Origin of the sequence: Streptococcus parasanguinis, assembly GCF_019929185.1 — a bacterium.
GTDB classification, from domain to species: Bacteria; Bacillota; Bacilli; order Lactobacillales; family Streptococcaceae; genus Streptococcus; species Streptococcus parasanguinis_O.
Map to the genome: position 1 here is coordinate 14,136 of NZ_JAHZPC010000015.1, position 21,676 is coordinate 35,811.

At 43.3% G+C, this 21,676-nt stretch carries 25 protein-coding genes and 1 other annotated feature; of the genes, 6 read left to right on the forward strand and 19 right to left on the reverse strand.

The features are described 5' to 3' along the window. Nucleotides 1-11: 11 nt before the first annotated feature. Entirely contained in the window at nucleotides 12-1,859 is a 1,848-nt protein-coding gene (typA, locus tag K1I56_RS08475; protein ID WP_003017941.1) for a translational GTPase TypA, read from the reverse strand. A gap of 177 nt (nucleotides 1,860-2,036) precedes the next feature. On the opposite strand from typA, the gene K1I56_RS08480 reads away from it, so the two are divergent. After that, nucleotides 2,037-2,762 (forward strand): 16S rRNA pseudouridine(516) synthase, encoded by a 726-nt coding sequence (locus K1I56_RS08480; protein ID WP_155125256.1) that lies wholly within the window; start codon nucleotides 2,037-2,039, stop codon nucleotides 2,760-2,762. 43 nt (nucleotides 2,763-2,805) lie between these two features. On the opposite strand, the gene K1I56_RS08485 is transcribed toward K1I56_RS08480, so the two are convergent. Together K1I56_RS08485 and K1I56_RS08490 are read right to left on the reverse strand one after the other, a co-directional pair. Then, entirely contained in the window at nucleotides 2,806-3,189 is a 384-nt protein-coding gene (locus K1I56_RS08485) for a rhodanese-like domain-containing protein (RefSeq protein WP_223325758.1), read from the reverse strand. Next, the gene (locus K1I56_RS08490; protein WP_003017930.1) at nucleotides 3,189-3,407 is read right to left on the reverse strand and encodes a YqgQ family protein; all 219 of its coding nucleotides are present in this window, start codon (nucleotides 3,405-3,407) and stop codon (nucleotides 3,189-3,191) included. Before K1I56_RS08490 ends, K1I56_RS08485 begins: the two co-directional genes overlap by 1 nt. An 87-nt stretch (nucleotides 3,408-3,494) precedes the next feature. On the opposite strand from K1I56_RS08490, the gene K1I56_RS08495 reads away from it, so the two are divergent. After that, nucleotides 3,495-4,154, forward strand: coding sequence for a prepilin peptidase (locus K1I56_RS08495; protein ID WP_223325759.1), 660 nt, complete (start codon nucleotides 3,495-3,497; stop codon nucleotides 4,152-4,154). Between the two features lie 7 nt (nucleotides 4,155-4,161). Here the strand turns inward: K1I56_RS08495 and trpB are convergent, their stop codons facing one another. The 14 genes from trpB to asnA all read right to left on the reverse strand — a co-directional run bounded on the left by trpB (nucleotide 4,162) and on the right by asnA (nucleotide 16,757). Then, nucleotides 4,162-5,349 (reverse strand): tryptophan synthase subunit beta, encoded by a 1,188-nt coding sequence (gene trpB, locus K1I56_RS08500; RefSeq protein ID WP_223325760.1) that lies wholly within the window; start codon nucleotides 5,347-5,349, stop codon nucleotides 4,162-4,164. 122 nt (nucleotides 5,350-5,471) lie between these two features. Next, nucleotides 5,472-5,706: a binding site (T-box leader), on the reverse strand. 67 nt (nucleotides 5,707-5,773) lie between these two features. After that, nucleotides 5,774-6,301, reverse strand: coding sequence for a VanZ family protein (locus tag K1I56_RS08505; protein WP_223325761.1), 528 nt, complete (start codon nucleotides 6,299-6,301; stop codon nucleotides 5,774-5,776). Then, nucleotides 6,288-7,376, reverse strand: coding sequence for a dual-specificity RNA methyltransferase RlmN (rlmN, locus tag K1I56_RS08510; RefSeq protein ID WP_049514207.1), 1,089 nt, complete (start codon nucleotides 7,374-7,376; stop codon nucleotides 6,288-6,290). The genes K1I56_RS08505 and rlmN overlap by 14 nt, the downstream gene beginning before the upstream one ends. Nucleotides 7,377-7,382: 6 nt before the next feature. Then, a complete protein-coding gene (locus tag K1I56_RS08515; RefSeq protein WP_003005915.1) occupies nucleotides 7,383-7,958 on the reverse strand; it encodes a YutD family protein in 576 nt (191 codons plus the stop codon). Between the two features lie 135 nt (nucleotides 7,959-8,093). Then, the gene (locus K1I56_RS08520) at nucleotides 8,094-9,806 is read right to left on the reverse strand and encodes a cache domain-containing sensor histidine kinase (protein ID WP_223325762.1); all 1,713 of its coding nucleotides are present in this window, start codon (nucleotides 9,804-9,806) and stop codon (nucleotides 8,094-8,096) included. Continuing rightward, a complete protein-coding gene (locus tag K1I56_RS08525; protein WP_223325774.1) occupies nucleotides 9,803-10,537 on the reverse strand; it encodes a response regulator transcription factor in 735 nt (244 codons plus the stop codon). The genes K1I56_RS08520 and K1I56_RS08525 overlap by 4 nt, the downstream gene beginning before the upstream one ends. A 58-nt stretch (nucleotides 10,538-10,595) precedes the next feature. Continuing rightward, nucleotides 10,596-11,717, reverse strand: coding sequence for a peptide-methionine (R)-S-oxide reductase MsrB (gene msrB / locus K1I56_RS08530; RefSeq protein WP_201037355.1), 1,122 nt, complete (start codon nucleotides 11,715-11,717; stop codon nucleotides 10,596-10,598). A 12-nt stretch (nucleotides 11,718-11,729) separates the two neighbouring features. Further along, nucleotides 11,730-12,290, reverse strand: a complete 561-nt coding sequence (locus tag K1I56_RS08535; protein WP_155200254.1) for a redoxin family protein — start codon at nucleotides 12,288-12,290, stop codon at nucleotides 11,730-11,732. Nucleotides 12,291-12,346: 56 nt separating this feature from the next. After that, nucleotides 12,347-12,685 (reverse strand): hypothetical protein, encoded by a 339-nt coding sequence (locus K1I56_RS08540; RefSeq protein ID WP_070589645.1) that lies wholly within the window; start codon nucleotides 12,683-12,685, stop codon nucleotides 12,347-12,349. Between the two features lie 26 nt (nucleotides 12,686-12,711). Beyond that, entirely contained in the window at nucleotides 12,712-13,422 is a 711-nt protein-coding gene (gene ccdA2 / locus K1I56_RS08545; protein ID WP_201037356.1) for a thiol-disulfide oxidoreductase-associated membrane protein CcdA2, read from the reverse strand. Nucleotides 13,423-13,584: 162 nt separating this feature from the next. Beyond that, complete coding sequence (locus tag K1I56_RS08550; protein ID WP_201037357.1) at nucleotides 13,585-14,667, reverse strand: SepM family pheromone-processing serine protease; 1,083 nt, start codon at nucleotides 14,665-14,667, stop codon at nucleotides 13,585-13,587. Further along, entirely contained in the window at nucleotides 14,651-15,139 is a 489-nt protein-coding gene (gene coaD / locus K1I56_RS08555; RefSeq protein ID WP_223325763.1) for a pantetheine-phosphate adenylyltransferase, read from the reverse strand. Before coaD ends, K1I56_RS08550 begins: the two co-directional genes overlap by 17 nt. Then, nucleotides 15,129-15,668, reverse strand: coding sequence for a 16S rRNA (guanine(966)-N(2))-methyltransferase RsmD (gene rsmD, locus K1I56_RS08560; RefSeq protein WP_223325764.1), 540 nt, complete (start codon nucleotides 15,666-15,668; stop codon nucleotides 15,129-15,131). The genes coaD and rsmD overlap by 11 nt, the downstream gene beginning before the upstream one ends. Before the next feature lie 96 nt (nucleotides 15,669-15,764). After that, complete coding sequence (gene asnA, locus K1I56_RS08565) at nucleotides 15,765-16,757, reverse strand: aspartate--ammonia ligase (RefSeq protein ID WP_049514189.1); 993 nt, start codon at nucleotides 16,755-16,757, stop codon at nucleotides 15,765-15,767. Between the two features lie 160 nt (nucleotides 16,758-16,917). Here asnA and K1I56_RS08570 point away from each other — a divergent pair, with 160 nt between their 5' ends. From K1I56_RS08570 to K1I56_RS08585, 4 genes are read left to right on the forward strand one after another with little or no spacing between them, the layout of a single operon-like run. Beyond that, the gene (locus K1I56_RS08570; protein WP_223325765.1) at nucleotides 16,918-17,595 is read left to right on the forward strand and encodes a helix-turn-helix domain-containing protein; all 678 of its coding nucleotides are present in this window, start codon (nucleotides 16,918-16,920) and stop codon (nucleotides 17,593-17,595) included. A gap of 2 nt (nucleotides 17,596-17,597) precedes the next feature. Then, nucleotides 17,598-19,010: a Y-family DNA polymerase gene (locus tag K1I56_RS08575; protein WP_223325766.1), complete on the forward strand. Its 1,413-nt coding sequence runs from the start codon at nucleotides 17,598-17,600 to the stop codon at nucleotides 19,008-19,010. Further along, the gene (locus tag K1I56_RS08580) at nucleotides 19,007-19,378 is read left to right on the forward strand and encodes a hypothetical protein (protein WP_049498860.1); all 372 of its coding nucleotides are present in this window, start codon (nucleotides 19,007-19,009) and stop codon (nucleotides 19,376-19,378) included. Before K1I56_RS08575 ends, K1I56_RS08580 begins: the two co-directional genes overlap by 4 nt. Further along, the gene (locus tag K1I56_RS08585) at nucleotides 19,359-19,685 is read left to right on the forward strand and encodes a DUF5960 family protein (protein ID WP_003005875.1); all 327 of its coding nucleotides are present in this window, start codon (nucleotides 19,359-19,361) and stop codon (nucleotides 19,683-19,685) included. The genes K1I56_RS08580 and K1I56_RS08585 overlap by 20 nt, the downstream gene beginning before the upstream one ends. A 52-nt stretch (nucleotides 19,686-19,737) precedes the next feature. Here K1I56_RS08585 and K1I56_RS08590 read toward each other — a convergent pair whose 3' ends face one another. After that, entirely contained in the window at nucleotides 19,738-20,454 is a 717-nt protein-coding gene (locus tag K1I56_RS08590) for a YebC/PmpR family DNA-binding transcriptional regulator (RefSeq protein WP_003005873.1), read from the reverse strand. Nucleotides 20,455-20,574: 120 nt separating this feature from the next. Continuing rightward, on the reverse strand, nucleotides 20,575-21,672 hold the full coding sequence (locus tag K1I56_RS08595; RefSeq protein ID WP_223325767.1) for a nucleotidyltransferase: 1,098 nt from the start codon (nucleotides 21,670-21,672) through the stop codon (nucleotides 20,575-20,577). Nucleotides 21,673-21,676: the final 4 nt, after the last annotated feature.

Here is a 21,676-nt window from a genome sequence, read left to right on the forward strand (position 1 = left end):
TTCTTTTCGTATTATTCAGCAGCTGCTGATTTTTTCTTTTTATTTGCTTTTTCGCGTTCTGCTTTGTTCAAGATCTGTTTACGCAAACGGATAGATTCAGGTGTTACTTCCATGTACTCATCGTCGTTCAAGAACTCAAGAGATTCTTCCAAAGTTAAGATACGAGGAGTCTTGATAACCGCTGTTTGGTCCTTGGTAGCTGAACGAACGTTGGTCATTTGTTTTGCTTTCGTAATGTTGACAGTCAAGTCGTTCTCACGAGAGTTTTCCCCAATGATCATTCCTTCGTAAACTTCTGTACCTGGATTGACAAAGATCGTACCACGTTCTTCAATAGACATGATCGAGTAGGTTGTTGCTTTTCCGTTATCGATGGAAACAAGAGCACCACGGTGACGTCCACCAATTTCTCCTGGAATCACTGGCAAGTATTGGTCAAAGGTGTGGTTCATGATTCCGTAACCACGTGTCATTGACAAGAACTCTGTTGAGTATCCAATCAAACCACGCGCTGGAACAAGGAAGACCAAACGAGTTTGACCGTTACCAGTTGAGATCATATCCAACATTTCACCTTTACGTTCAGAAAGACTTTGGATAACAGATCCTTGGTATTCTTCTGGTGTATCAATTTGCACGCGTTCAAACGGTTCGCATTTGACACCATCAATTTCTTTGATGATAACTTCTGGACGAGATACTTGCAATTCGTATCCTTCACGACGCATGGTTTCGATCAAGATAGACAAGTGCAATTCCCCACGTCCTGAAACGGTCCATTTATCAGGTGAATCAGTTGGGTCAACACGAAGAGAGACGTCTGTTTGCAATTCCGCTTGCAAGCGTTCTTCAACTTTACGAGAGGTTACCCATTTTCCTTCGCGACCAGCAAATGGTGAGTTGTTAACCAAGAAGGTCATTTGAAGCGTCGGTTCATCGATGTGAAGGATTGGAAGAGCTTCAACTGCGTCTGTCGGTGTGATGGTTTCTCCAACGAAGATATCTTCCATACCAGAGATAGCAATCAAGTCACCCGCTTTAGCTTCTTGAATCTCACGACGTTCTAAACCAAAGAAACCAAAGAGTTTGGTAACACGGAAGTTCTTAGTCGTTCCATCCAATTTAGAAAGGGTTACTTGGTCCCCAACTTTTACAGTACCACGGAAGACACGTCCGATACCGATACGTCCAACGAAGTCGTTGTAATCAAGCAGGGATACTTGGAATTGAAGAGGCTCATCTGAGTTATCAACTGGAGCTGGGATGTGATCAATGATAGTATCAAAGATCGGTGCCATTGTGTGCTCTTGATCAGCTGGATCGTCTGAAAGTGAAGATGTTCCGTTAATCGCTGATGCATAAACAACCGGGAATTCCAATTGGTCATCATCCGCACCCAATTCGATGAAGAGTTCAAGAACTTCGTCTACAACTTCTTCTGGACGAGCAGATGGTTTATCGATTTTGTTGACTACAACGATCGGAACAAGATCTTGTTCCAAGGCTTTTTTCAATACGAAACGCGTCTGAGGCATGGTTCCTTCGTAGGCATCAACGACCAATACAACTCCGTCAACCATTTTCATGATCCGTTCCACTTCTCCACCGAAGTCCGCGTGTCCCGGTGTGTCCATGATATTGATTCGAGTTCCGTTATAAGCAACGGCTGTATTTTTAGCAAGAATCGTGATCCCACGTTCTTTTTCAAGATCGTTTGAGTCCATTGCACGTTCTTGCAATTCTTTACGTTCATCCAAGGTGTGCGATTGTTTCAACAATTCGTCTACCAAGGTTGTTTTACCATGGTCAACGTGGGCAATGATCGCAACGTTACGAATATCTTCTCTTAATTTTGTCATGATTTCCTCTATAAAATTTAAATAATATTTCTAACTGAACAATTATACCACAGTCCTATCTAAAAAACACAGTTCAGCTAGTTGTAAATGTTTTCATCTTTATTTCTTTTCTCCGACTCGATTTCCTTTTCTTTTCATGATACACTGATTATTAGACTTTCAGAAAAAGAGGCTCCCATGAGATTAGATCAATTGATGGCAGACCATCAGTACGCTCGTAAAGACATCAAACAACTTTTGGCCCGAAGGCAAATCTTGGTCGATCACCTACCAGCTCAAAAGCTATCCCAAAACATCGACCCTGGACTCCAACAGATTCAAATCGGAGAACGAATCATTCAAGAACCGCGTCACCACTACTACATGCTCCATAAACCAATTGGAGCCGTGACCGCCAAAAGAGACGCCCACCATCTAACGGTGATCGAGCTAGTAGACCCCCAGCAAGAGTACCTCGACCTCTATCCACTTGGTCGCCTCGATCGCGATACCAGTGGTCTGCTCCTCCTCACAGATAATGGTCCCTTAGGCTTTCAACTGCTCCATCCTCAATACCATGTGGAGAAAGTCTATGAGGTAGAAGTCAATGGTTCGCTTTACGCAGCCCACATCGAGCAATTTCAGAATGGGATTTCATTCACAGACGGTCCTATCTGCAAGCCGGCTTCCTTGACCATTCTAGAAAGTACCCCCAGCTACAGCAAGGCCCAGGTCCGAATCTCAGAAGGAAAATACCACCAAGTGAAAAAGATGTTTTTAGCCATTGGGGTCAAAGTAATGACCTTAAAACGCTTGTCTTTTGGCCCCTTCACCTTGGATCCTCAGTTAGCCCCTGGAGAAAGCCGACCTTTGAATGAGGTAGAGCTCACATGGGTCAAAGATTACCTTGAAAAAACGAGATAAAAAAGCTCTAACCACATACATTGTGCAGTTAGAGCTCTTTTTATTAGGCGTCTTTTTTCACTTTCCCATTCCAAGAATCGAGACCATAAGACAAGACATAAATGTCTGTATAGCCCTGCTTCTTAAGATAGAGAGCCGCATTGGTTACACGCGAACTACGGCTATTTTCATAGAGCAAAATTGGTTTATCTTTGCGCAAGGCTGCAAGACTCAACTTCAACTGAGTAGAAGGAATGTTGCGTGCTCCTAAAATATGCTTGTCATGAAACTCAGCTGGCTCTCGCAAGTCAATCAACTGCCCCTTACGAATCAACTCTTCAAAAGTAGCATTATCCACAAATTTAGCAGCTTTACGGATGCGGAAATAATTAAAGGCCATCCATCCAACTACTCCTAAAACAACCAACCAAAAAATGATATTTCCCATCACTCTACCTCACTCTTTTTCAAAAATTCTAATTCTTGCTTGTGCTCTCTTCTTAAAACGGTATCGGCTTCTAAATAATCGAGCCGCTCCATCAAGCCTGCATCATAAAGACGTTGAAGCTCAATTTTCATCAATTCGATGTCATAGAGGCGCTTCCCCACATAAATGATGATTCCAAAACGTTTTAAAAATTGTTGAACATCATACAGGTTTTTCATGTTCATTATTGTATCAAATTTAGAAAGGCTTTACAAGATTTTCAAGTAGATGATGACATTTTTCGATTTGTTTACGAATAAATAAGTATGATCAACTTTTATTTTTTTACCATCGGTACTTGTTTCGCCTCTTTTTTGGGACTAGTGGTCGATCGCTTCCCAAACCAATCCATTCTCGCTCCTCGCAGTCATTGCGATCACTGCCAGCACGTCCTTGGAGTTTGGGATCTCATCCCCATTCTCTCACAACTACTGCATCGCTTTCGCTGTCGCTATTGTCATCAGACCTACCCATTTTGGTACTGCCTTTTTGAGATCTGGAGTGGCCTGATCTTCTTAGCCTGTTCTAATGGTTTTCTTTCTCTGCCTCAACTTCTGACGTTACTCGGATCTGCTGTTTTAGCCATCTATGACCTACGCTTTATGGAATACCCCTTGGTCATCTGGTGTTGTCTCCATACCTTAGTCCTCTTTTTATCCGGTAGTAATCTCCTCATGCTGGTCTTTTTACTCCTTGCGATCGGTGCCCACTTTTTCTTTATTGGAATGGGGGCGGGAGATTTTCTCTTACTCGCCACCTTCTCACTGACCTTTTCTTCTACCAAGATCCTTATTCTCATCCAGATCGCATCCATCTTAGGCATTCTCTTCTTTGCTCTCAAAAAAGAAAGAGACCGGATTCCTTTTGTTCCCTGTCTCTTTCTCAGTTATCACATTTTACTTCTTTATACGATGTTTTTTAGATAAGTTCTTCTTATTTTGCAGCTTTTGCTTCCAAATAATCGGCAATAGCAGCTACGTCCTTGTCCCCACGTCCAGAAACATTGATGATGATGATCTTGTCTTTGTCCAATTGTGGAGCACGTTTGACCGCTTCTGCAATCGCGTGAGAGCTTTCGATGGCTGGGAGGATCCCTTCTGTCTTACTGAGAAGAAGAAGCGCTTGAACTGCTTCATCATCTGTCGCTGCTACATATTCGACACGACCAGAGTCTTTAAAGAAAGCATGCTCTGGACCAACCCCTGGGTAGTCCAAACCAGCAGAGATTGAGTACACTGGTGCTACTTTCCCATCTTCGCCAAAGACCGCATAGGTCTTCATGCCATCGACAACTCCAACAGTCCCCTTGGTCATGGTCGCTGCGTGCTGATCTGTATCCAAACCATGGCCTGCCGCTTCAACACCGACCAATTTGACTTCTTCATCACCTACATATTGGGAGAAGGCACCAATAGCATTGGATCCTCCACCGACACAGGCAATCACATAATCCGGCAAACGACCTTCTTTTTCCAAGATTTGGCGTTTAGATTCTTCACTGATCACTTTTTGGAATTCATGGACAATGGTTGGGTAGGGGTGAGGACCAACAGCAGAACCCAAGACATAAAAAGCATCCAGATCTGCCATCCATGCTCCAAAAGCAGCATCAACAGCGTCTTTTAAGGTCTTAGTTCCTGTTTCAACCGCATGGACGGTTGCCCCCATCATTTCCATACGGAAGACATTGAGACGTTGGCGTTCCACGTCTTCTGCCCCCATGTAGACATCACAGGCCATGCCAAACTTAGCTGCCGCAGCTGCTGTAGCTACACCGTGTTGACCAGCTCCTGTTTCGGCAATCACGCGCGTTTTGCCCATGCGTTTGGCCAAGAGGATTTGCCCCAAGACGTTATTTAACTTGTGCGAACCTAGGTGATTCAGATCTTCGCGCTTCAAATAAATTTTTGCCCCACCTAAATGTTCTGTCAAACTTTCCGCAAAGTAGAGCGGAGTTTCCCGTCCAGAATAATCTTTCAAATAATGTTTGTATTCTGCGATAAATTCTGGGTCATTTTTATACTGTTCAAAGGTTTCCTCTAATTGATTGAGCAAGTTTTGAATGGGTTCTGGTACGAAAGATCCACCAAATTGTCCGAAATAGCCTTTTGTTTCTGTCATGATTGTATCCTCTTTTCTATATATTCAATCCTGTTTATGATCTTTTTTCTCTCGCTGGCCCTTTGAGCTGCAGTCTCACTGAATTCCTTTGAGATACAAAAAACCTCACACAGAAAAATCTGTGTGAGGACGATTCGATACCGCGGTGCCACCTCTATTGTAGGAAGCTATTCTTCTCCTACATCTCTGACCTGTCTAGCAACAGGGTGCACGATAAGGTGTGCTCACCGAATTTTTATTGTTTCAAATTCATCATCATAAACACATCAGCCCATTTCAAGATTCACCACTGCTTGTTCGCAATCACCACAAGCTCCCTGGAAGTGAGAAAAATCTCTACTTTTCTGATGTCTTGAAGCTATTATAGCTCCCGCTTCTGATTTTGTCAACAAAAATTTTAAAAAGGCGCTAAAATGTTCGGATTTTACATTTCCCCATTTTTGGCTAGCAATCGTGCTCGGAGATACTGAAATACTAGATAAGCCAAGTAAGACCCTAAGGTATTGGTCCACAAATCATCTAGCTCAAAGACACGATTGGCATCAAACAAAAGATCTAAGAGCACTTGGCTAGATTCAATCCACAAGCTCATGGCAAAGCCGAAGAACAAGACCCGTTTGCGACTCCTCAACCAGGGCCATAGCCAGAGAAGTTGAAAGACCAGCGGACTTAACAAAAAGACATTGGCTACGTTTTGGAGAATGACCTTAATGAGTTGGATGACACTGGTGATCTGGCCAAGATTCATTAGTGAGTTAAGAGGAACCAGCAGGACGACAATACGACCGAAATGTTGAATACCCGGTATTTCCATACCTGGCTCTGGATGTTGAGGCAAAAAGCACATTAGGCACAAGAGGATAAAATAGAAGAAGCTGCCACTCTGTAACAGCCTTCTTCCTCTCTTTGTTAGTTCCGTATGATCGATCAGCCCTCGTTTAAGGTTGTGCATGTTCAACAATCGCTTTCTCCCGATCCCGTTTCATCGTATTGGAACGCAATTGGCCACAGGCAGCATCAATATCTGTACCGTGCTCTTGACGCACCACACAGTTGACACCTTGTTTTTTCAAGGTATCATAGAAGGCCATAACCCGTTCTTTTGGACTCCGGCTATATTGGTCATGTTCACTGACAGGATTGTAAGGAATCAAGTTAACATAAGACAATTTCTTGATATTCTTGAGCAATTCTGCCAACTCTAAGGCTTGCTCAACCCCATCATTGACTTCATTCAACATGATGTACTCAAAAGTCACCCGACGGTTCGTGGTCTCGATATAGTATTCAATCGCTGCAAATAATTTTTCAATTGGGAAAGCCCGGTTGATCTTCATGATGCTAGAGCGCAAGTCGTTGTTTGGAGCATGTAGAGACACTGCCAAATTGACCTGCACACCTTCATTTGCAAAGTCGCGAATTTTATGGGCCAAACCAGAAGTTGATACGGTAATATGGCGAGCCCCAATCGCTAGCCCCTTATCATCGTTGACGGTCCGGATAAATTTCAAGACGTTGTTATAGTTGTCAAATGGTTCTCCGATCCCCATGACAACGATATGGCTGACCCGTTCATCTTGACCCCGTTCGTCAAAGTATTTTTGGACCAACATGATTTGAGACACGATTTCCCCATTGTTCAAATCGCGTTGTTTTTTGATCAAACCTGAAGCACAGAAGGTACAACCGATATTGCATCCGACCTGAGTCGTTACACAAACAGATAAACCATAGTGCTGACGCATCAAGACGGTTTCAATCAACATGCCATCTGGCAATTCAAAAAGATACTTGACCGTTCCATCTGCTGACTCTTGCACGATCCGTTGCTTGAGTGGGTTGACGACGAATTGATCATTTAACTTCGCAATTAAGTCCTTAGAAAGGTTGGTCATTTCTTCGAAAGACTGGACACGTTTACGATAGAGCCATTCCCAGATTTGGGCTGCACGGAATTTCTTTTCGCCATTTTCTTCCGCCCAATCAATCATCTCTTGGCGTGTTAAACTATAAATGGATGGTTTCATTCTTTCTTACTCCTCTTTTTGACGAATCACAAAATGACGTTTGTTGTTCGTCTTCGTTGTTTTTTTAGTTTCAGCAGACGGTCTTGTTTTTTTCGAGTTATTCGTTGACTGTCCCTTGTCGCGTTCTCGTTTTTGGAAACGATCTTTTTGTTTGCGATTGCGCGAACGCTTCTTAGGCTCTCTTTCTTCTGATTGAGCTTTTTTAACCGGTGATTTCTTATCAAAGGAAGCACGATGAGGCTCCTTATTTTCAAGGACAAAATAAGCACAACCATAGCTACAATATTCTAACAAATAATCGTCTAAGCGACTTAGTTTATCCATCGTTGCAACATCGCGTTCTTCCTTATAGAAGCCACGCAAGCGCAACTGCTCATTGCTCCAATCACCAACAATGTAATCAAACTTGGTTAAAATCTCAGAAAATCGTTGACCAAAAACGGTCGCATCAAATGCTTCCTTCTCATTTTTCAACAGCTCAAAGGAGAGGTTTTCTGAAAGGATCTGGTCTCCCACCTGACGAAACACAGGTCCAGGAAATTTATTGTAATTATATAATTCAGGGTCAATCTCTTTTCGCATAGTGTTCCTTCATCAAAATCTATTTACTGTAACACTTTATTCTATCATAAATTTGATGACTTGCGTCAGATTTGACTAGAAAAGAGTTGAAATTCCTTTGACAGCAAAAAGAGACAAAGAAGGCAATCTTTGTCTCTATGAAGATTCATCGCCAGATGAAAGTGGCAAATAAAGTGTGATTTTCGTATAGCTATTGGCCTTAGAATCAATCTCCATATGATAGGCTTCGCCAAATTGAAGATGCAATCGTTGGTCCACATTGTTCAAGCCAACACCTCCTAAACGAAGAAGGGTTTGGGCTGTTGATTCTGATCGGTCAAACCCTCGTCCATTGTCAAAAATCGATACGCAGGCGGAGTTTCCACTGACTTCAGTTGTCACTCGAATGAGACCTGGCCGATCGATCTCTTTAATGCCATGGTAAATCGCATTTTCCACTAAGGGTTGAAGTACCAATTTAGGAAGCTGATAGTCGCCCAACCGTTCATCTTCTAGAATTTCATAGTTGAGCTTTTCACCATAACGTTGTTTTTGAATGAAAAGATACTGGCGGACATGGTCAATTTCATCTCTCAGTAGGATTTGTTCCTGGCCTTGGTTGAGAGCTAGTCGAAAATATTGAGCCAGAGACTTGGTGATGTCAACCACCCGCCGACTATCATTAAACTCCGCCATCCAGACAATCGTATCCAAGGTATTGTAGAGAAAATGCGGATTAATCTGAGCCGAAAGTGCCCGCAACTCGTAACGCCGTGCGTTCTGCTCCTCTTCCTTGACCTGTTGCATAAGGTGATCGATTTGGTCCAACATGGCATTAAACGCTTGAGCGAGGTCCACCAATTCTGGAGATCCTTTGGCTGCAGCCCTCACGTGAGCATCTCCTGCTCCAATCCTCAAAATGATGGTCTGAAGGTCTCGTAAGGGTTTGATCCACAAACGCAGAACAAAGCTGATCCCTATCAAACACATGATCAAAGCTAGCAATCCTAGACCAATGAAAGAGTATAGGAGCTGCGACTGCAGCATCTGAAGTCCTTCAAGTGAAGCCACTCCAATCAAGGTCCAATCGCTATCTGGAATCGGAACCTGATAGATAAAATTCTTCCCTCCTTTGCCATAACCATCTTTCACAGCAATATAGGGCTGCATAGCCTGCATTTCTTGGCTGGAGGAATAGACCGCCTTTTTAGGATGGTAGACAAACTCATGCTTTTGATTAATGATAAAACTAAAGCCTTGTTTCCCTAGTTGAAGGTGATCCAAGTAAGCCTGAAGGCTATCGTAACCAATATCCAAGCGTACTACTCCGAGATTTTGGCCAGTCTGATCGACCACTTCTTGGGTAATAGAAACCACCCATTTTTCTTTTTCCGAAGTCAAGGATTCCTTTCGAGCTGGCGTCAAAACTGGCATGGCTCTTTCCTTAATCGCCTCTTGATACCAACTTTCATTCATCATATCTGAGGAAGTCTGCATGCTGATTTTGGAATCTGTCGCTACCAGACGTCCATCCTTGGTCACCAAGACCGCTGAGACTAGGTCCGGATCCGTTTCAATCATCGTTCGCATCAGGTGTTGAACCGTTTCTTGATTCGCACTCTTGTCTTGTGCAAATTGGCGAACAGCCTGCTCTTTGCTAAGAACCGTGGTGGTCTGCTTTAATTTTTTTAGATAGGAGGTGATAAACTGACTGCTTTGATCGATACTATTTCTTGTCGTCCGCTCTGTTTGCTGGCGGATCGTCCCTGAACTCGTTTGATAGTAAAGGCTACCAATAAGACCAAAAAGGAGGAGAATGAAGAGAAAAAAGTAGAGGACCAGCTGAACCAGCAAGGGGTATCGTTTCATTCATGCTCTCCTTTTTTGTACTGCCTTGGTGTCACCCCAACAACCTGCTTAAAGCGTTGAGAAAAATAGTTCATATCTTCAAAACCAACCTGATCGGCGATCTCATAAATCTTTAGATCTGTCGTGAGAAGCAAGAGTTGAGCCTTCTTCATTCGCTCTTGAATGAGGTAGTCTTGGAAGGGGAGTCCCAATTTTTTCTTGATCAATACACTTAGATAAGAGGCACTAAAACCAAGTTGATAGGCCAAATCCTTTAGGGTTAACTGGGAATCTGCTAAACGAGCATGAATGGCTTCTTCCAAGTCTGTCGAATAACCATGACTGACCAAATCTTCGACTTGCGCCTTTTTTCGCTCTTGATCGAGTTTTCCCTTCACCTTTGCTAACATCTCTTCAATATCATCTTTTGAAAAAGGCTTCAGCAAATAATCATCTGCACCTAACTTGATGGCTTTCCTCGCAAACTCAAAGTCATCATAACCTGTCAAAAAAATGATATGACAAGACGGAGACTTCTCTTTGACGAGATGGGCCAGATCCAAGCCGTTCATTTGTGGCATATTGATATCAGTTAGAAGGATGTCGGCTGGTTGCTCTTGAAACTTCTCCCAGGCCTCACGGCCATTTTCTGCCTGGTTGATGACGGTCATTCCAAACTGTTCATAATCCACTAAGGAAGTCAGTCCCTGCCGGATAAGCTCTTCATCTTCCACAATCATGATCGCATACATGTCTTTCACCTACTTGTCTTTGCTATACTTATTATAGCAAATTATGGTTCCAAATGTCTCAGACGTAGTCCAATAAATAACCGTAGCCCTTTTCTTTCATTTCTGCTTTGGGAATGAAGGTAATAGACAAACTATTGATGCAATAGCGAAGGCCGCCTTTTTCCTTGGGACCATCGGTAAAAACATGGCCCAGATGAGAATTTCCTACACGGCTCCGAACTTCTGTCCGAGTCATATTGAAACTCTTATCCTCCTTATAGATGGCCACATCAGGACTAATAGGCCGACTGAAACTTGGCCAACCACAACCAGAATCAAATTTATCCTTAGAGGAAAAGAGCGGCTCACCGGTCACGACATCTACATAAATACCGGCATCAAACTGATCCCAGTAACGATTGGAGAAGGCCCGTTCGGTATCATTTTTTTGTGTCACCGCATACTCTTCAGGAGATAACTTCTTTTTGATTTCCTCATCGCTTGGCTTAGAGTAGCGACTAGCATCAATAACAGGATAAGAAGCCTGATTGACATCGATATGGCAGTACCCATTCGGATGTTTCTTTAGATAATCCTGGTGGTAGTCCTCAGCCTTGATGAAATTGGTCAGTGGCTCTTTTTCCACTGCTAACGGTTTGTCGTATTTTTTTGCTTCTTCTTCAAAAACTTGATTAATGGTTGGAAGATCTTCTTGGGAGACATAATAGACACCTGTTCGGTATTGAGTCCCTTGATCATTTCCTTGACGATTCTTCGACGTTGGGTCGATAATCCGGAAATAATGCAGGAGCAATTCTTTCAGAGACACCTTCTTGACATTGTAAGTGATATGAACTGTTTCAGCATGGCCTGTTTGAGGGACCAATTCATACTTGGTCGTTTCTCCCTTTCCATTGGCATAGCCTGATACGGCATCAATCACACCTGGAACACGTGAGAAATATTCCTCTACGCCCCAGAAGCAACCACCAGCTAGATAGATTTCTCGTTGGTCTTCTGGATTGACTTTTTCTTCCTGCTTTTTGTTTGCTACTGGTGTCTGACTCATGGACGCTTTTTTGATCTGTTCAGTCGTCGCATCTGATGTATCCAAGGCCATGGATCCTTTGACAAGGAAAAAGATTCCAAAACAAAATAGCCCCACTAAAAGAATGGAAATGAGTTTCCATTTTGTTTCCATTTTATGTCCTCCTTACTTCATTTCTTTTAGAGTCTGGACGATGTCTTCCTTGCTCATATAACCGATATGGGTCTTAGCGAGAGTTCCATCGCTTGCAATAAAGAGGGCCGATGGATAAGAACGAATCCCATACTCTTTTAGTAGCTCCCCTTTACTATCTAGCAAAACTGGGAAATCCTTGTAATCCAAAGATTGGTACCAATTTTTGAAATCTGCTGCTGATTTTTCGCCATTAAAGGTTGGAGCTACAACGGATAAAACCACATAATCCTTACCTGACTCTTCTTTTGCCAACTCATTGGTATCCTCTAATGTCGACAGGCAAATAGAGCACCAGGAAGCCCAAAATTTGAGGTAAACTTTCTTTCCCTTGTAATCGGATAAGCGGTAGGTCTTGCCATCCACTCCTTGCAGGTTAAACTCCTTCACTTTCTTGCCAGATGCTTGCCTAGCCCCAGCTTTGGCTGTTTGTTGGCTAATGTCCTTATTGGAAGTAGCCATTCCTTGACTCGAACAAGCCCCCAAAAGTCCAGTACACAAGATTCCTGCAGCTACTAAAGCTAATTTTTTCATCATTATCACCTCTTTAAACAAGGAGAAAGTCATCCTCAGATGACCTCTCCCTTCTTTTATTCCTTGTCTGATTTCATATCCGATGATCCACTCTTTTCGTCTTTCATTTCTGAATCGCTAGATTTCATCTCATCTTTTTTCATATCGTCCTTCATTTCAGAACTGCTGTCAGACATCATAGATGAATCTTTCATGTCTTCTTTTTTCATTTTATCATCGGACATGGATGAATCCTTCATGTCATCCTTCTTCATATCGTCCTTCTTCATATCGTCCTTCTTCATCATACTACTATCGTCCGTTTTTTTCATGTCTGAATCCGATTTTTGACCAGAACAAGCTGCTAAAGTGACGATGCTAAGTGTAGCAATAGAAAGTGCAAGAATTTTTTTCATGATTTTTCTCCTTTAATCATTTAAGATTAGTGAAACAAAGATGCGAGGCTATTAAGATTTCCTAGCATCAGCAAGATGCCCATCAAGATGATGAGGGCACCACCAATTTTTTTCAAGGTTCCCATATGGGGCTTGAGTTTAGCAAAATGTTGTAGAACCCAGCTAGAAGCCAAGGCCAAAAGCAAGAAAGGCAGAGCCAAGCCTAATGTATAGACCAGCATCAGGAGAGCGCCTTGTAAAGCACCATCTCCTCCAGAAGCGGCAATGGCTAAAACAGAACTCAAAACTGGTCCGACACAAGGGGTCCAACCAAAACTGAAGGTGACCCCTATCAGAAAAGCGTTGAAGAATTCATTGCGTTTTTCATCCTTCTTCAGTTGGATACTCTTTTGTTTTTGGAGTTGCTGAAGATTGATGAGGCCCATCTGATGGATTCCCAATAAGATGACAATCCCTCCTAGTAGGTAACGGAACCATGTAGCATAAAGCACCTGGCCAAGGGCCCCTGCACCGTATCCTAGAATCAGGAAAACAGTTGATAGGCCTGCAATAAAACAAAGAGTCTTCACCAAGCCGTACCAAGAAATATCTCTTCCAAAAATCCGAACAGTTTTCACACGTTCAGAATCCAATAGAATCCCTACATAGACTGGCATCAGTGGCAAAATGCATGGGGAGAAAAAGGATAGAACTCCCGCTAAGAATACTGAAATGGAAAACAAACTGGTTTGAATCATTTCACTACCTCCCTTTCTTTCTGATACCAGTATAAAGAAAAAATCCCTCTAAAAATAGAGAGATTGATAAGCAAAAACTTGAATTTGATTAGAAGGTGAATCTTCCTATCTGCCAACTCTACCTCGTACTTTCAAGTACGAGACTGATCTAACAAGATACTTCTAATTCTTCTTCAAATAATCAATAGCGTCTTGAAGGGTTTTGACGGGGACAATTTTCATCTTCGAATGAATTTGTTTCGCTGCTTCTTTCGCTGTTTCATAGTTTGATTTGGCCTTGGGATTGGCTTTCTTTTCTTCTTTGGAAACAGGATTATTAGGGGCAAAGAAAATTTCTGCTCCTTCTTTATCGGCTGCGACGACTTTCTTGTCAATCCCACCGATGTCGCCAACCGTTCCATCTTGGTTAATGGTTCCTGTCCCTGCAATATGGCGTCCCTGACGAAGATCTGGATCAGCCACTTGGGTGTAGATAGCTAGGCTAAACATCATGCCGGCACTTGGTCCACCAATCCCTTGGGTCGCAAACTGTACAGGAACATCGCCTTTGGCTTCAGTCCGGTCGATCAGGCTAATTCCGATTCCGTTTTTCCCATTGGACAATTTGATGATCTTTCCGTCTGCGGTCTTGGTTTGTCCATCCTCTATATAGGTCACCGAAACAGGGTCGCCAATTTTTTGAGAACCAACATAGTCAATCAATTCTTTGGAACTCTTAAAGGTCTTGCCATTCACACCGGTGACGGTATCCGCAATGTTCAAGACTCCTTTAAAGGTCGAGTCATCTGCCACCTGCATGACATAGACTCCTAGAAAGTCCATCTGGGTTTCTTTTCCAGCTGTCTTTAACCCTTGGTAGATGGCCATATTTTGCGAGGTTTCCATATAGAATTGGTTAATCCGCGTGAATTCTTGGCTCGAACTACCACCGGTCATATCCTTGGCAGAATAGATGTCTGTAAAAGGCGTTGCCCAAGCATAGATCAAATCAGCCGGGGTCGCTTCTTTCACTGCCACGGTTACAAAATCATAAGATCCTGACTTGGTATCTATTTTTCCATCCACTGTCATGACGGATCGAATATCTTCTGCCGTTCCCGGCATCTCAATATAATAGGGAAGGCGGATCACAAAAGCAGCTAGCAAGAGAAGCAAGAAAAGAACTCCTGCAATCGGCCATCGGTATTCTTTCAACCGTCCTTTTTTCTTTTTAGGGGTCAAGCTTGGTTTATTCGCTTGGGTCATCTTTAATTTCCTCCATTACACTCTCTGGGACATAAGGTGAGATATCCTGCTGAAAAGCCAGCAACTCTCGAATACGCGTCGAACTAATGGCCTGGTAAGGAGGCTGGGCATAGAGATAAATAGTCTCCAATTCAGGTGCCAACTGGTGGTTAAAATAATCCATATTGGCTTCGTAAACCAGATCCTGTGCATTGCGCAATCCCCGGATCAAGGTCACCACACCAAGATTACGTGCCACTGTCACAGCCAATTCTTGAGTTGACGTCACAATTTCAACATTTTCCAAATGAGCCAAAGCCCCTTCTACCATGCGCACGCGCTGCTCAATGGAAAAAAGCCCGACTTTTTCCGGATTATAAAAAATTCCGACATAGACACGGTCAAACAAGCGACTAGCTCGCTCGATCAATTGCACATGCCCAATGGTAATCGGATCAAACGATCCTGTAAACAATCCAGTTCTATCTGACATATACTGTTACCTTACTAATTCCATAGATTTTTTCTTTCCAGATTCCCACTTGTCCGATTTCCTCAGGAAGTTCTACATGTTTATCGGTTTCGCACACAATCATGATGTTTTCTGACAAGAGTTGACGCTCGCACAAGGTTTCGATATCGCGGACAATCTCTTCCTTGGCATAAGGCGGGTCTAAGAAAACCAGATCAAAAGTGCCCGTTAGAAGCCCCAAGGCTTGCTTGGCCTCCATTTTTAGTAGTTGAAACCGTTCCTTTTCCTTGGTCATAGCAATATTGGCTGCCACAATTTCCTGCGCTCTGCGGTCTCTTTCCACTAGAACGGCCTCTGACATGCCTCGAGAAACTGCTTCGATAGAGAGGCCACCGCTTCCTGCATAGAGGTCCAGCGCTCTTCCACCATCAAAGTAAGGACCAATCATATTGAACATGGCCCCTCTGACCTTATCAGAAGTCGGCCTGGTTGTTTTTCCTTCAAGTGTTTTGAGGGGACGTCCCCCATAGGTTCCAGATACTATTTTCATAGGGACCATTATACCAAAAAAAATCAGAAAATTGCGATTTGATATGGTTAAGCGACAATTAAAAGAGCCGAGCTCTCTGCTCGACTCTTTCATCCATTATAGGATATTTTCATATTCATCGCGGACAGATTGAGGCCAGACACTGGTTTGGACTTCACCGATATGTTTCTTACGAAGTAAGAACATAGCCAAACGAGATTGCCCGATCCCTCCACCAATTGTGAGTGGGAAGAGACCATTTAATAAGGCCTTGTGCCACTCTAATTGGAGACGATCTTGATCTCCTGTAATCGCAATTTGACGGCGAAGCGTTTCCTCATCGACACGGATTCCCATTGAAGACAACTCAAAGGCTGAACCTAGGACATCATTCCATACAAGGATATCACCATTCAATCCCTTGTAGCCATTTTCAGATTCTGTTGTCCAGTCATCGTAGTCAGGTGCGCGTCCATCGTGTGGTTTGCCATCTGCAAGCTCTCCACCAATCCCGATCAAGAAAACGGCTCCGAATTCTTTGGCAATAGCATTTTCACGCTCTTTTGGAGTTAAATCTGGATAGCGTTCCACCAATTCTTCTGTGTGAACAAAGGTAATTTGTTTTGGAAGAACTGATTCAATATCATATCGCGCTTCTACTGCTAGTTCTGTTAAGCGAATTGCCTTGTAGATCTTTTCAACTGTTTCTTTAAGGTAAGCGATATTGCGTTGACCATTTGGGATGACTTTTTCCCAGTCCCATTGGTCTACATAAACGGAGTGAATGGCATCTAGTGAATCTTCATCTGGACGAAGGGCCTTCATGTGGACAAAGAGGCCTTCGCCTTCGCCAAACCCAAAACGCGCCAAGGTGTGGCGTTTCCATTTTGCGAGTGAATGCACGACTTCATAAGTCTCATCAGGAATTTGAAGGACCTTTACAGATACTGGGTGTTCAATCCCAGAAAGGTTATCCTGCATCCCGTCTCCGACCTTGCTCAAAATTGGCCCTTGGACTTCAATGATGTCCAATTTATCTTTTAAATATTGTGTAAACGTCGTTTTTACAAACGAAATTTCTTTTTGTTGGTGTATAAAACTTTTTTTCATATAATTCCTCGTTGTTAGAAGTTGTAAAACTGATTATACTCTTTTTTCATTCAAATTCCAAGCCTTTCCGTCACCTTATAACGGAATTTTTCTCTTGCAAAAGGATTTTATTTTTGATAAACTATATGTAACTTTTAAAACGTTACATAGGAGAAGCGACATGTTTGATGCAAAAAAACTAAAAGAAAGACGCCTGGAAAAAGGCCTGACCCAAGCAGATGTCTACGAGGATCTCAAAATTTCTCGCAAGACTTACTCCAGTTGGGAGAATGGCTTAGCGGAGCCACACGAAAAAAATCTCAGGAGGTTGGCCAAGCGCCTCTCCGTTAAAGAGGACTACTTTATTAACAAAGAGTCTGCACTCTACACCTACCCTTTATTAACCCCACCTCATCAAAAGAAAGTTGACCAATTGGCCAGCCAGTTATTGGAACAGCAGCAAAAAGTTGTTTCCTTGACGGCTTATAAGGTTCTTTCGATTGAGCTAGCAGCTGGTTTAGGACATACCTTTTATGATAACGAAACGGACTATGAAACCGTCTATTTTGACAAAGAGATTCAGCATGACTTCGCCTCTTGGGTATCTGGAAACTCGATGGAACCTCTCTACCCCAATGGCTCTGTTGCCCTCATGAAGCAGACTGGCTTTGACTATGATGGGGCTGTCTACGCCCTCATCTGGAATGGAAAAAACTACATCAAGAAAGTCTATCGGGAAGCGGAAGGTTTGCGCTTAGAATCCATCAACCCTGATTACGACGATTTATTTGCTCCCTATGAAGACGAGCCCAAAATCGTCGGCATTGTGGTCGGGCATTTTCTTCCACTAGAGGTTTAAATATGCTATTTGATTATTCACGTGAGCCTCATTCTGATATTGCTTTTGTGGATATGAAAAGTTTTTATGCCAGTTGTGAATGTGTCCGTCTAGGGCTCAATCCCTTGACGACTTCTCTTTGCGTCATGAGTCGGAGCGACAATTCAGCTGGCCTAATTTTGGCGAGCTCTCCCGTTTTCAAACAAGTCTTTGGCAAGAAAAATGTCAGCCGTAGCTACGACCTACCTTTTGACCTCAAAACCAGAAAATTTAATAGCTACGTCGCTAAAAAGCAAGGATTGCCCACAGATCCAGCCTTTATTGCATCCATTGAATCCTGGGCCAAGAGAACCCTGATTGTACCTCCACGGATGAATGCCTATATTCAGGTCAATATGGAGATTCAAAAAGTCTTTCAGGAATTTGCGGCACCAGATGATATTTTCCCTTACTCGATTGACGAAGGCTTTATCGATCTGACCTCTTCCTTAAATTATTTTATTCCAGATCTCTCCCTCTCTCGAAAGGAAAAATTGGATCTCCTTTCTGCCAGAATCCAAAAAAGGATCTGGCAGGAAACTGGAATCTACTCTACCATCGGCCTCAGCAATGCCAATCCCCTTCTTGCCAAGCTAGCCTTGGACAATGAAGCCAAGCATTGCCGAAATATGCGCTCCAATTGGTCTTATGAAGATGTAGAAAGTAAGGTCTGGAAACTGCCCCAGCTTACTGATTTTTGGGGCATTGGACGTCGGACTGAAAAGCGATTGCAAAAAATCGGGATCACGTCGATTGCTGAACTGGCCCAGGCTCACCCAGATCTCTTAAAGAAAGAATTCGGAGTCATGGGCCTTCAACTGTGGTTTCATTCTCATGGCATTGATGAAAGCAATGTCCACAAGCCTTATCGTCCGAAATCACGAGGCATTGGCAACTCTCAAATCTTGCCCTATGACTACCATCTACAAGCTGATATTGAACTGGTATTTCGGGAGATGGCTGAACAGGTGGCTATTCGCTTGCGACGGAAAAAAAAGAAGACCCAACTGGTCTCCATTCATGCCTCCTACTCCAAAATCGAGGGGCTTCCGTCCATTCACTGCCAGCAAAAGATTGAGCCCACCCAAACCACCAAGGTTTTATCCGATACGGTTCTGCGACTCTTTCGCTCCAAGTACGAAGGAGGAGCCATTCGGCAGATTGGTGTTTTTTATGGAGAACTTGTCGAGGAGTCTCTTCAACTCTTTTCTCTCTTTGATGACCCAGTAGCCTTGGAAAAAGAGGAGAAACTCCAGCAGACCATTGACCGCATTCGGGACCAATTTGGCTTTACCTCTCTTCAGAAAGGCTCCTCATTACTAGAAAACTCACGCGCCATTGCACGCAGTAAACTAACAGGCGGACATTCCGCAGGAGGCTTAGATGGATTAACATGATCGACCGTTCTTATCTCCCTTATCAATCCGCCCGCGAATTTCAAGATCGTGGCATGGCCAAATGGGCTGGCTTCTTTTTGTCTGAGCACACAACCGCCCTACATACAAAAGAAATTGACCGTAGTCAGCTCACGGTTCTTCCACTTGCTGAACAGATCCAGCTCCTGGAGCAGGCCTTTCAACAACAAACGACGATCTCGATCACAACTTTAGAGGGGAATCAATTTGCTACCTACACAGGTTCGATTCACACCTTATCTGCTTCTGAGCTTCTTCTCAAAAGCGATGGCCACTACCACCGTCTCCTCGTAGACTCTATCATTTTTATTGAATCTGAGGAAACACCCTATGAAACCTATTCAGACTAAACACGAATTACAATTTGATTATTTTTCGGAGAATTACCACCAATTTGAGATGGACTTTTACAAGTGGGCCGCTACTTCTACGCCGCTCGTCTTTTTAGAAGACGATATTCTCCACTCTATGGCAGCAGGCCAGCGAAACTACTTTCGTCTTCACCATACTAAAAGTCGGGATCATCGAGACCATTATTTCTATTTCAAGGTTTCCACACTCTCCCAATCACCCCTGACCCGTATTTACGCTTATACAGGACATCACTTACAAAAGATAGATCCTCATCAGACAGAGAAAAAGGATAGCTTGATCTGAGAAGCTATCCTTTTTCTTGATTTATGGGATTCACTACAATCCTTATGAGTGATTAGAATCCATCTACGTTTGTGTAGATTTTTTGTACGTCCTCGTCATCTTCAAGAACGCTGTAAAGTTTTTCAAATGTTTCCAAATCTTCACCTGATAACTCAACTTCTGATTGAGGAATCATTTCCAATTCTGTTACTTGGAATTCTTCGACACCTGATTCACGCAAAGCAACGATCGCTTTGTGAAGATCAGTTGGAGCAGTGTAGACTGTGATCGTTCCTTCTTCTGCTTCGACATCATCTACATCAACATCTGCTTCAAGCAAAAGTTCAAAGATCGCATCGGCATCATCACCAGCAAATACGATGACACCTTTGTTGTCAAAGAGGTAAGATACAGAACCGGAAGCTCCCATGTTCCCACCGTTTTTACCAAAAGCAGCACGGACATTAGCAGCTGTACGGTTGACGTTTGACGTCAAGGTATCAACGATCAACATCGAACCATTTGGTCCAAATCCTTCGTAACGTCCTTCTGTAAAGGTTTCGTCAGTGTTTCCTTTTGCCTTATCGATCGCTTTATCAATCACGTGCTTTGGCACTTGCGCTTGTTTCGCACGGTCAATAACGAATCTCAAAGCAGTATTTAGTTCTGGATCTGGTTCACCCTTTTTAGCAGCTACATAGATCTCCACACCAAATTTAGCATACACTTTTGAGTTGGCACCATCTTTGGCAGTTTTCTTGGCAACAATATTGGCCCATTTACGTCCCATGAGGATTCTCCTTAAATTTTTTCAAATTATTTTCAATCTTTTATATTATATCATAAATCACAAGACTTGGAAGAGTTTTTTGCGTATCCTTCCAATTGGAGTTGCTCGACTATTCACCTCTTATTGATCTTCCACTCTCACTGGCACCCGCCCCCAGATCTGCTCTGGCAATTGGGGATGGCCTAGTTGATACACCTGATCGGCTTGCTGGGTCAAACTGTCCCAAGGTTCCTTACCGATTCGGGTCACGATTTCTACTGATTTTTTCAAGCCTTTGAGATGAGCTTGTCCCTTTGCGGAAAATCCTAAGACATGAATGGCATAGGGAAGAGCTTGATCCATCGCCCCTACCAAGATGTAGGTCAAGATGCGGCGCACACGTGCTTTGGTATAGCGCTTGGTTGCGACTTTCTCCACCAGGTCTTCCACAGAACTAGCACTTCGAACCGCATCTTTTATCCGATTGGCCAGTTCTTCATTGACTTGAAAAATCTGTGTCAAATCCGGATGGGTTAGGATTTGATAACGGAGCAGTTGGTCATAATACTCCCAAGATACCTGTGGAGCCGACTGAAAGAGTTGGCTATTGGGCATGAATTTAGCGACAAAGTCTTGATCTTCCTTGTGTAGGCGTAGACTAGTCGCAGAAGCATAGGCCACCTCTTTTTCTTCTGAATGGTAGCCTGCACCTTGACGTTGGATAGCCTTGAGCGCAATTCCCTTCCCAGCACAAGCCTTGGCATAGGCCAAACCCAGGATATGATTGGGAGTAGCTCCTGTGAACTCCACTCCAGCAAAGGTTTCCCACATTTTTTGAGTCTTTTGTGGATAGGATAAATCTTCTGGAAGACTTCGCAGGAAAGCTTCCATTTCCACTTCTTTCTCCGAATAAACAGTCGCAATCGCTTGGTAATCTAAGACCTCTTCTGTCCCAAAAGTCAATTGGTCGATTCCTAGACGGGACAAGATTTCTACTGCTCCCTTGGCAAAATGATCAGCCGACTGAACAGCCACGAGAAAGGGGAGCTCGACCACCAGATCTGCTCCATTTTCCAAAGCCATCTGAGCACGTGTCCACTTGTCTACAATGGCAGGTTCGCCACGCTGGACAAAATTCCCAGACATGAGCACAATCTTCAGCCCTTCTGCCTGTTCCAGCAGGTACTTGTGTCCATTATGAAAGGGATTAAATTCTGCAATAATACCTGTAACTGTCATGCTA